Source organism: Virgibacillus salarius, from assembly GCF_039521925.1.
In the GTDB taxonomy this organism is placed as follows: Bacteria; Bacillota; Bacilli; order Bacillales; family Amphibacillaceae; genus Virgibacillus; species Virgibacillus salarius.
The window spans coordinates 1-8,114 of the sequence record NZ_BAAACY010000065.1 but is presented as its reverse complement, the minus strand read 5'-3'; the positions used below and the strand labels follow the sequence as shown (position 1 = coordinate 8,114).

General features: G+C 39.5%; 9 protein-coding genes. 8 read left to right on the top strand and 1 reads right to left on the bottom strand.

Annotated elements, in window-relative coordinates; genetic code table 11:
- From ABDZ84_RS09155 to ABDZ84_RS09120, 8 genes are all read left to right on the top strand, one after another.
- On the top strand, positions 1–206 hold a 206-nt coding region (locus ABDZ84_RS09155), incomplete at its 5' end, for a hypothetical protein (protein WP_343781202.1).
- 187 nt (positions 207–393) lie between these two features.
- Positions 394–1,044 carry a GntR family transcriptional regulator gene (locus ABDZ84_RS09150; RefSeq protein WP_034678521.1) on the top strand — a complete coding sequence of 217 codons (651 nt, stop codon included), beginning with the start codon at positions 394–396 and terminating at the stop codon, positions 1,042–1,044.
- A gap of 386 nt (positions 1,045–1,430) precedes the next feature.
- Positions 1,431–1,823 carry a thioesterase family protein gene (locus ABDZ84_RS09145; RefSeq protein ID WP_343781200.1) on the top strand — a complete coding sequence of 131 codons (393 nt, stop codon included), beginning with the start codon at positions 1,431–1,433 and terminating at the stop codon, positions 1,821–1,823.
- Between the two features lie 29 nt (positions 1,824–1,852).
- Positions 1,853–2,992 (top strand): Leu/Phe/Val dehydrogenase, encoded by a 1,140-nt coding sequence (locus ABDZ84_RS09140; RefSeq protein ID WP_026680045.1) that lies wholly within the window; start codon positions 1,853–1,855, stop codon positions 2,990–2,992.
- Between the two features lie 56 nt (positions 2,993–3,048).
- Positions 3,049–4,113, top strand: coding sequence for a pyruvate dehydrogenase (acetyl-transferring) E1 component subunit alpha (gene pdhA / locus ABDZ84_RS09135; RefSeq protein ID WP_026680046.1), 1,065 nt, complete (start codon positions 3,049–3,051; stop codon positions 4,111–4,113).
- Between the two features lie 2 nt (positions 4,114–4,115).
- Positions 4,116–5,135, top strand: coding sequence for an alpha-ketoacid dehydrogenase subunit beta (locus tag ABDZ84_RS09130; protein WP_343781197.1), 1,020 nt, complete (start codon positions 4,116–4,118; stop codon positions 5,133–5,135).
- Between the two features lie 11 nt (positions 5,136–5,146).
- Positions 5,147–6,358 carry a dihydrolipoamide acetyltransferase family protein gene (locus ABDZ84_RS09125; RefSeq protein ID WP_026680048.1) on the top strand — a complete coding sequence of 404 codons (1,212 nt, stop codon included), beginning with the start codon at positions 5,147–5,149 and terminating at the stop codon, positions 6,356–6,358.
- A complete protein-coding gene (locus ABDZ84_RS09120) occupies positions 6,359–7,792 on the top strand; it encodes a dihydrolipoyl dehydrogenase family protein (RefSeq protein ID WP_026680049.1) in 1,434 nt (477 codons plus the stop codon).
- Between the two features lie 94 nt (positions 7,793–7,886).
- On the opposite strand, the gene ABDZ84_RS09115 is transcribed toward ABDZ84_RS09120, so the two are convergent.
- On the bottom strand, positions 7,887–8,114 hold a 228-nt coding region (locus tag ABDZ84_RS09115), incomplete at its 5' end, for a transposase (RefSeq protein ID WP_343781193.1).

The following is an 8,114-nucleotide window of genomic DNA, read 5'->3' as shown; positions in this document are numbered from 1 at the left end:
CGCTATCTGTGAGTATAAAAGCAGCTGTGTTACTTCATGCTAGCGTTGTAGAGCCTGATAATAGCGAAGGCCGGTCACTTCAACTCCTGTGGGAAATGTTTGACCTGAAGATCCACTTTTTTGAGCGGGTTTTGCTAAAAAAGTTAGCTGAAGGACAAACCCCACGGAAAGGGAAGTGGGCAGCCGGAGTGGTGGTCAAGCAGTAGCTATTATTCCATAATAGCTACTAGAGGAAGCGTAAATCTGAGCATGTAGTGATAAGGACTGAACGAATTTTGCTCCGTTTTTCTAAATATTATTCTATTTACTATAAACACATTACTGGTATTTTGCTATAATGAAATCTATATATTCGGAACTTATTGATAACTGCTACTGCATAGGGAGGTAACGATGACTCGTATAGTGAAACCAGAATCATTACATTTACAGGCGTATCATATTTTAAAAGAGGAAATTGTGAAGGGGGAATATAAACCGTACGAACGTGTGGTTGAAGCAAGGTTGGCCAAAAAGTTAGGAATCAGCCGAGGTCCTGTTAGAGAAGCGATTAGAATGCTTATTCAAGATGGGCTACTTACATATAACGATGGTTATGTGAGAGTGTATAAACCAACTGTTAAAGATGTTGTAGATATATTTCAATGCAGAGAAAGCTTAGAGGCCTTAGCGATCCGTCTGGCGATTGAACATATTACAGAAGCGGAAGAGGAACAATTGCAGAAAAATTTACATGACACCATTAAGGCGTATGAGCGGGATAAAGTCATTGAATTAGGACAGCTAGATCAACAGTTTCATGATATTATTATTCACGCTTCCAAAAACAGTCAGCTATTGGCGTTGTTAGAAGCAATCAGGACAAAAATCCATTATATGCGTATTAGTATGGTTAAAGGCGATTTCTATCCATCCTTTGTGAAGGAACATGAACGTCTAATCGAGCTTTTGTTGAAGGGTAATGAGGATGATGCGATTGCTTTAATGAAACAGCATATTAATAAGGGTTTGGAAGGTGTGTTAATGCATATTAATCATCAATAATCTAACATGCTTCACCAATTTAGGGTTTATCCCGCATATAACTGGCAGTAGTACCCCGACCTTTAAGTAACATTGAAACGAATATAGGAAAGAGGGGGAACAACTGCCAGTAAATGTCCAATTGGTTCAAGGGTCTTTAGGTCATACCCTTAGTGGTACTAACCATCCGTGGGGGATAAACAGAACCCCATGTATTGAAGTTTCCCTTTATTTCTTCATTTTAGTTAACAGTTTGCTGTTGACTAAAATGATTCAATATTGTAACATCCAAAATATATAAAATATTTAGATATATATGGAAAATCTATGTAGTGGGTGTAACAGAAGTTCTTTCTCGGAAAATATGTAAGCGCATACAATGAATGCTTAAGGGAAGGGTGGAATTGATGAAAGATGGGCTACAAGTAGGAGATACAGCGACGTTAACTGTAGAAGTAACTCGGAAAATGTTTGCGCAGTTTGGTGGGGAGCTAGTCCACCCTGCATACTCAACCGCTTCCATGGTATACCATATGGAATGGGCAGCTAGAAAGTTAATAATACCTTATTTAGAAGAACATGAAGAGGGAATGGGGGCAGCGGTTTCAGTACAGCATCTTGCCCCATCAGGTCTAGGGACAGTTATTCAAGTAACTGCGATTGTTACCCAAATTAGTAAGCGAGGGGTTACAGCAGATGTGACTGTCAAAAATCAACATGGCTTTATAGGAAAGGGGGAGGTTCAACAAGCCATTCTACCTAAAGCAGTTATTAACGAAAAATTATCAGCTGCCACGTAAATAAGGAATTAGATAATGGGGGGATTAAAATGAAACAACTTGAGCAATTCAATGCAAAAGAGGTCGATATGTTTCAAAAAATTTCGAGTCATGAGCAAGTCATATTTTGTAATGATCCTTCAACTAATTTACAAGCTATTATTGCTATTCATAATACAACGCTTGGGCCTGCATTAGGTGGTACTCGTATGTATCCATACACGGATGTAAGTGAGGCGTTAGAAGATGTCCTTCGTCTATCTGAAGGGATGACAGCAAAGTGTGCCGCCAGTGACGTTGATTTTGGAGGGGGAAAGGCAGTAATAATTGGTGATCCACAAAAGGATAAGTCTCCAGCTATGTTTCGTTCCTTTGGTCAGTTTGTCAATTCATTAAATGGTAGATTCTATACTGGGACTGATATGGGAACGACGATGGATGACTTTGTCCACGCTTCTAAGGAGACAAATTTTATTAATGGGATCCCAGAAGAATTTGGCGGTAGTGGGGATACATCAATTCCTACAGCTCAAGGGATGATCTATGCTTTAAAAGCTACTTGTCAGTTTTTATATCGCAATGATGATCTAAGTGGTAAAAGGTATGCTATCCAAGGCTTAGGAAAAGTTGGTACAAGAATAGCTGAACATTTATTACAATTAGGCACAGAGCTTTACGTTACAGATATCAATGAAAAACGGATAGATGATATCAAGGAAAAAGCCAAGGTAGCTGGAGCTTCAGTAATTGCAGTCGATAGCAGAGATATTTACACGGTAGATGCAGATATTTTTGTGCCTTGTGCAATGGGAGGAATACTAAATGAAAGGACGATTCCCCAACTAAATGTCAAGGCTGTAGTCGGTTCTGCAAATAATCAATTAGCTAGTAAGTTAGATGCGGAGAGACTACGAGAAAGAGAGATTATGTACGCACCTGATTTTATAGTTAACGCAGGTGGTCTAATCCAGGTAGCTGATGAACTATATGGATCAAATAAAGAGCGTGTATTAGTAAAAACAAAATCTATCTATAATTCCGTCTTAGATATATATAAGCAAGCGAGACTAGAAAATATTACAACAATAGAAGCTGCTAATAAAAAGTGTCAAAGACAATTGCAGGAACAGCATAAAAGAAATAATTTCTATGTACGAAATCAAAGACCGAAATGGGACTTTAAAAGATAATTCTTTTCATAACAGATAGATATGTTTTCTTAATCTTATTAAAAGGTGGGGTTGAGATGAAAGAACGGTATCCATTATTTCAAATTATGAATAAAAATGGCGAATTGCTGGATCATGCATATGAAACGGAGATAACTGTAGACCAGGTTAAGTCATTTTATTATCACATGCTACGAATTCGTACATATGACCAAAAGGGGGTAGCCTTACAGAGGCAAGGACGGATAGGCACATATGTACCATTCGCGGGGCAAGAAGCAGCTCAGGTGGGAAGTGCATTAGCATTAGCTGATAAAGATTGGATGTTTCCAACATATCGAGATCATGGCGCATCATTAACATTCGGTGCAGATTTAGATAGGATGTTACTGCATTGGAATGGTCGTATTGAAGGTTGTTTGCCCTCTAGGGAAAAACATATTATGGCCGCTTCCATACCAATCGCTACACATTTACCCCATGCTGCTGGTGCAGCAATGGCTGAGACATATAAAGGAACAAAAAATGCAGCGATAGCTTATTTTGGTGATGGAGCAACATCCGAAGGGGACTTTCATGAAGGCATTAATATAGCTAGTGTATTTAAAGCACCTGTTGTATTCTTTAACCAAAATAATGGATTTGCGATTTCGTTACCAGTGAACAAACAAATGAATTCCCAGACAATTGCCCAAAAAGCAGAAGCGTATGATATTCCTGGTAAACGTGTTGACGGGATGGATATTTTTGCGGTTCATTTTGCTGTGAAAGAAGCGCTAGAAAGAGCCCGTTTAGGAGAAGGGCCGACGTTAATCGAAGCTGTTACAGTAAGATTCGGCGCGCATACAACAGCGGATGACCCTTCCAAATATAGAGATCAGGAAGAGATAAACCGTGTCCGAGAAGAGATAGATCCCGTATTGCGATTAGAGAAATATATGAAGCATTACAATATATGGGATGGTGATTGGGCAGCTACAATTACTAACGAAATCAAAGCAGAAATTGATGAGGCTATCCAGAGAATGGAATCTTATCAAAAGCCGAATGCAGCGGATATGTTTGACTATGTTTTTGAAAAACCAACATGGACGATCGAAAAACAAAAGGAAAGCATTATCTCGACAGGGAGGCAAAGCTGATTATGGTGATGTCAAAGGAGTTAGAGAAGAGGTCAGGGGTTAAAACAAATTCACTTACAGTTGTTCAGGCAATAAATAACGGGTTACAAACAATGCTAGAACTGGATAATGACATACTTTTACTTGGGGAGGATATCGGAAAGAATGGTGGAGTGTTCCGCGCAACAGATGGGTTGCAGCAGAAGTTTGGAGACCACCGTGTTATTGATACACCATTAAGTGAGGCAGGTTTTGTAGGAACAGCAGTTGGTATGGCCTTGAATGGGCTAAAACCAGTAGTTGAAATCCAGTTTTTAGGGTTTATTTATCCTGCTTTGGAACAAATCGCCACCCATGTCACTAGGACTCGTACACGTACGTTAGGACATTATCATATACCAATGGTGATACGCGCACCATATGGTGCAGGGGTAAGATCACCGGAAATTCATTCTGATAGTGTAGAAGCTCTCTTTACACATTTGCCAGGTATAAAAGTTGTTTGCCCTTCTAATGCTTATGATGCCAAGGGATTGCTTATTGCAGCAGTTGAAGATCCTGATCCTGTGTTATTCCTGGAGCCGATGCGTCTATATCGAGGTCAACGGGAAGAGGTACCTATGAATGCTTATCGGATTGAGCTTGGAAAGGGAAAAACTTTGCAAGCAGGGGAAGATGTTACTATTCTTGCCTGGGGTGCCATGCTCCCAATTGTAGAGGCTGCTGTAGAGGAAATGAAACAGTATCAGATATCCTGTGATGTCATCGATCTCCGGACATTATACCCGCTAGACAAAGAGATTATTGCCGGCTCGGTTCAGAAAACCGGTAGAGTTGTTATTGTACATGAAGGCCATGAGACAGGTGGCGTTGGAAGCGAGATTATATCTATTATCAATGATACTTCTTTTCTCTTTCTCAAGGCTCCGATTGAAAAGGTAACTGGCTTCGATGTGCCAGTTCCGTTATTCGCCTTGGAAAATGATTATTTGCCAACAAAGGAACGTGTGTCGAAAGCCATAAAACAAGTTTACGAGTTTTAGGAGGTGAGCTGGTGGTTCAAATAAAATTTACGGATATTGGTGAAGGAATGAATGAGGGTGAAATTATTCATTACTTTGTTGATGTAGGTGATGAAGTAGAGGTAGATCAGCCGCTTGTAGAGTTACAGACAGATAAAATGGTTGCTGAGATTCCTGCACCTTCAGCAGGAAAGATTAAATCAATCTATTATGCAACTGGAGATATTGTAACGGTTGGCACCGTAATAATGGAAATTGATACAGGCAAAGATGCTGTAATCACAACGAAAGCTGAACAGCAAGTATTGGTGGATGAAGGGGCAGCATCAGCTTTAGATAGTCAAAATTCATTCCGTAATCCCTATAATCGAATATTAGCAGCTCCTTATACGAGAAAGATTGCTAGGGAGCTAGGTATTGATATTGAACAGATTAAGGGAAGTGGTCCAGCTGGGCGCGTCTTAGAGGAAGATGTCTATCGATTCAGCAACCAGTCAAATGCTTGCAACGATAATCAAGGGGAATCACATACCGGTATAAGGGAGGATGCTGAGGGCACAACGATTCCTTTCAAAGGCATCCGAAAGCAAATTGCGACTAAAGTCAGCCATTCCTTGCTGACAATTCCACATGTTACCCATTTTGATGAAGTAGATGTGACGAACCTTAATGAGCTTAGAAAGACGTTAAAGCTATCAGGAGATAGTATTTCCCTCGCTGCATTTCTGGTTAAAGCAACGGTTATTTGTTTAAAAGAGCATCAGCTATTTAATGCAAGATTAGATGAGGAAAATGAGGTTATCCGACTTTTAACCGATTACCATATGGGGATAGCTACAAACACAGAAGCAGGGTTATTAGTTCCGGTCATTTATGATGTAGATCAGAAATCCATTCGAACGATTAACAAGCAGATGAAGGAATTAACCATAAAAGCAAGAGAAGGGAAATTAACAGCAGGCGACATGAAGCATGGTACCTTTACTGTTAATAATGTGGGCCCACTTGGTGGTACAGGAGCTACCCCAATTATTAATCATCCACAGACTAGCATAATGACATTTTATAAGACAAAAAGAATGCCCATTGTCTTGGATGATGATGAAATAGCAATTCGTTCGATAATGAATATATCCGTGTCATTTGATCATCGGGTTATCGATGGGGCTCAATCGATTGCCTTTACAAATCGATTTATTGAATTAGTTGAAAACCCAAACAAGTTATTATTGGAGTTGATCTAATTGGTAGTAGGAGAATTTGCAGAGCACCGCGAATTAATAATCATAGGTGGAGGACCAGGAGGTTATAATGCAGCTATTCGTGCAGCCCAGCTAGGAATCCAGGTAACCGTAATTGAACAGGACCAGCTTGGTGGTACTTGTTTAAATAGAGGGTGTATACCTTCAAAAGTTTTCAGCCATGCTGCCCAGCAAGTGGCTTCTGTAGCAGACTTCCAATCATTTGGCATATGTGTAGGAACACCAGCTGTAGACTTTGCTCAATTAATTTCGTATAAAGATCAGATCATCCAGCGATTGAGATCCGGGGTTGAGAATTTATGTCAGGCAAATAAAGTAGAAATTATTCGTGGAAGGGCAAATTTCATTAACGATAATCGAATTGGTGTGGAATTAGGGCATCGTTTTGAACTGTTTGATTTTAATCAGGCAATCATAGCTACTGGCAGTACTGCTGTAATGCCATCCACAATAGGTGAAAACGATCGGATTTTGGTTGGTCATACTGTATATGAATTGAATGAAGTGCCAGAGGAGCTGATTGTTTATGGTAGTGATGCTTATGCTTTAGAGGTAGCATGCAGTTTTCATAAGCTAGGATCTGCTGTTTCGATGGTGCTTGATAACAAGGATTTTTCATTTGACCATACGATTAATCGTGAATTAAGGCGAGTTCTAAAGAAGGACAAAATAAAAGTCTATAGGGGATATCAATTAGAAAAGGTAAGCTCGGATTCGAATTATGTCCAGGTGGGATTACTGAAGAATAATCAAAAGGAGATATCTCTTTCAGGTACACATCTTTATATGGCAACAGCATTGCAGCCAGCAACTACTTCACTGGAGCTTAATAGACTGGGGGTTAAATGTTCGGATCATGGATTTATACAAGTAGATAAACAATTGAGGACTTCGGTTCCATCGATATTTGCTATTGGTGATGTTACTGGTGGAACATTTTCAGCGACAAAGGCAATGAAACAAGGTAAGGTTGCAGCGGAAATTATTGCTGGGAAGCCAAGTGAGGTTGATCTAACGATGATGCCTACCATTGTTCGCAGTGTTCCTCCGATAGCTACAGTTGGGTTAACAGAAGAAGAAGCGAAAGAACAGGGGTTTCAAGTAAAAACAAGTCAATTTAGCTATAGTGGAAATAGTTATGCAATGATTTCGAATCAAAAAAGTGGCGTAGCAAAGGTTATAAAAGATAATAATTCGGATCTACTACTAGGCGTTCATACAATCGGTGCGAATGCAATAGAATTAATCGGTTCTGGAATCATCGCTTTAGAAATGGCTGGAAGAGATGAAGACTTAAGATTCCCCTTATATCCTCATCCTAGTTATAATGAGATATTGCTTGAAGCAATGGAGGGATTGTCGGATAGCGCTATTCATATGAAACCTGTAGAAAGCCAGCTAGAAAAAAGTAAATAAAGCAAAAGGGTTCTCTAGTTGACTCAATTTCATAATTACTTTTTTAATAAAATCAAAGAGCTGCAGAATTCTCAAAAATATTTTTAAAATTAATCTAAGCAGCTATATTTTGATGAAGCATTGAATTAATACGATCACTGGCTAGTTTTGATGCATTATAAATAAGCGTTACGATGTCAAAATGAACCTTCGCTCGTTTTCCAGTACGGTAACGGATATTGTCTAGTTGATAATATTCCTTGAGATAAGCAGTCACACGTTCTACAGCAGTACGCCGTTTAAAAATGGATTTCCATGCTTTTGACCCTCGTGCAGGTGCTGT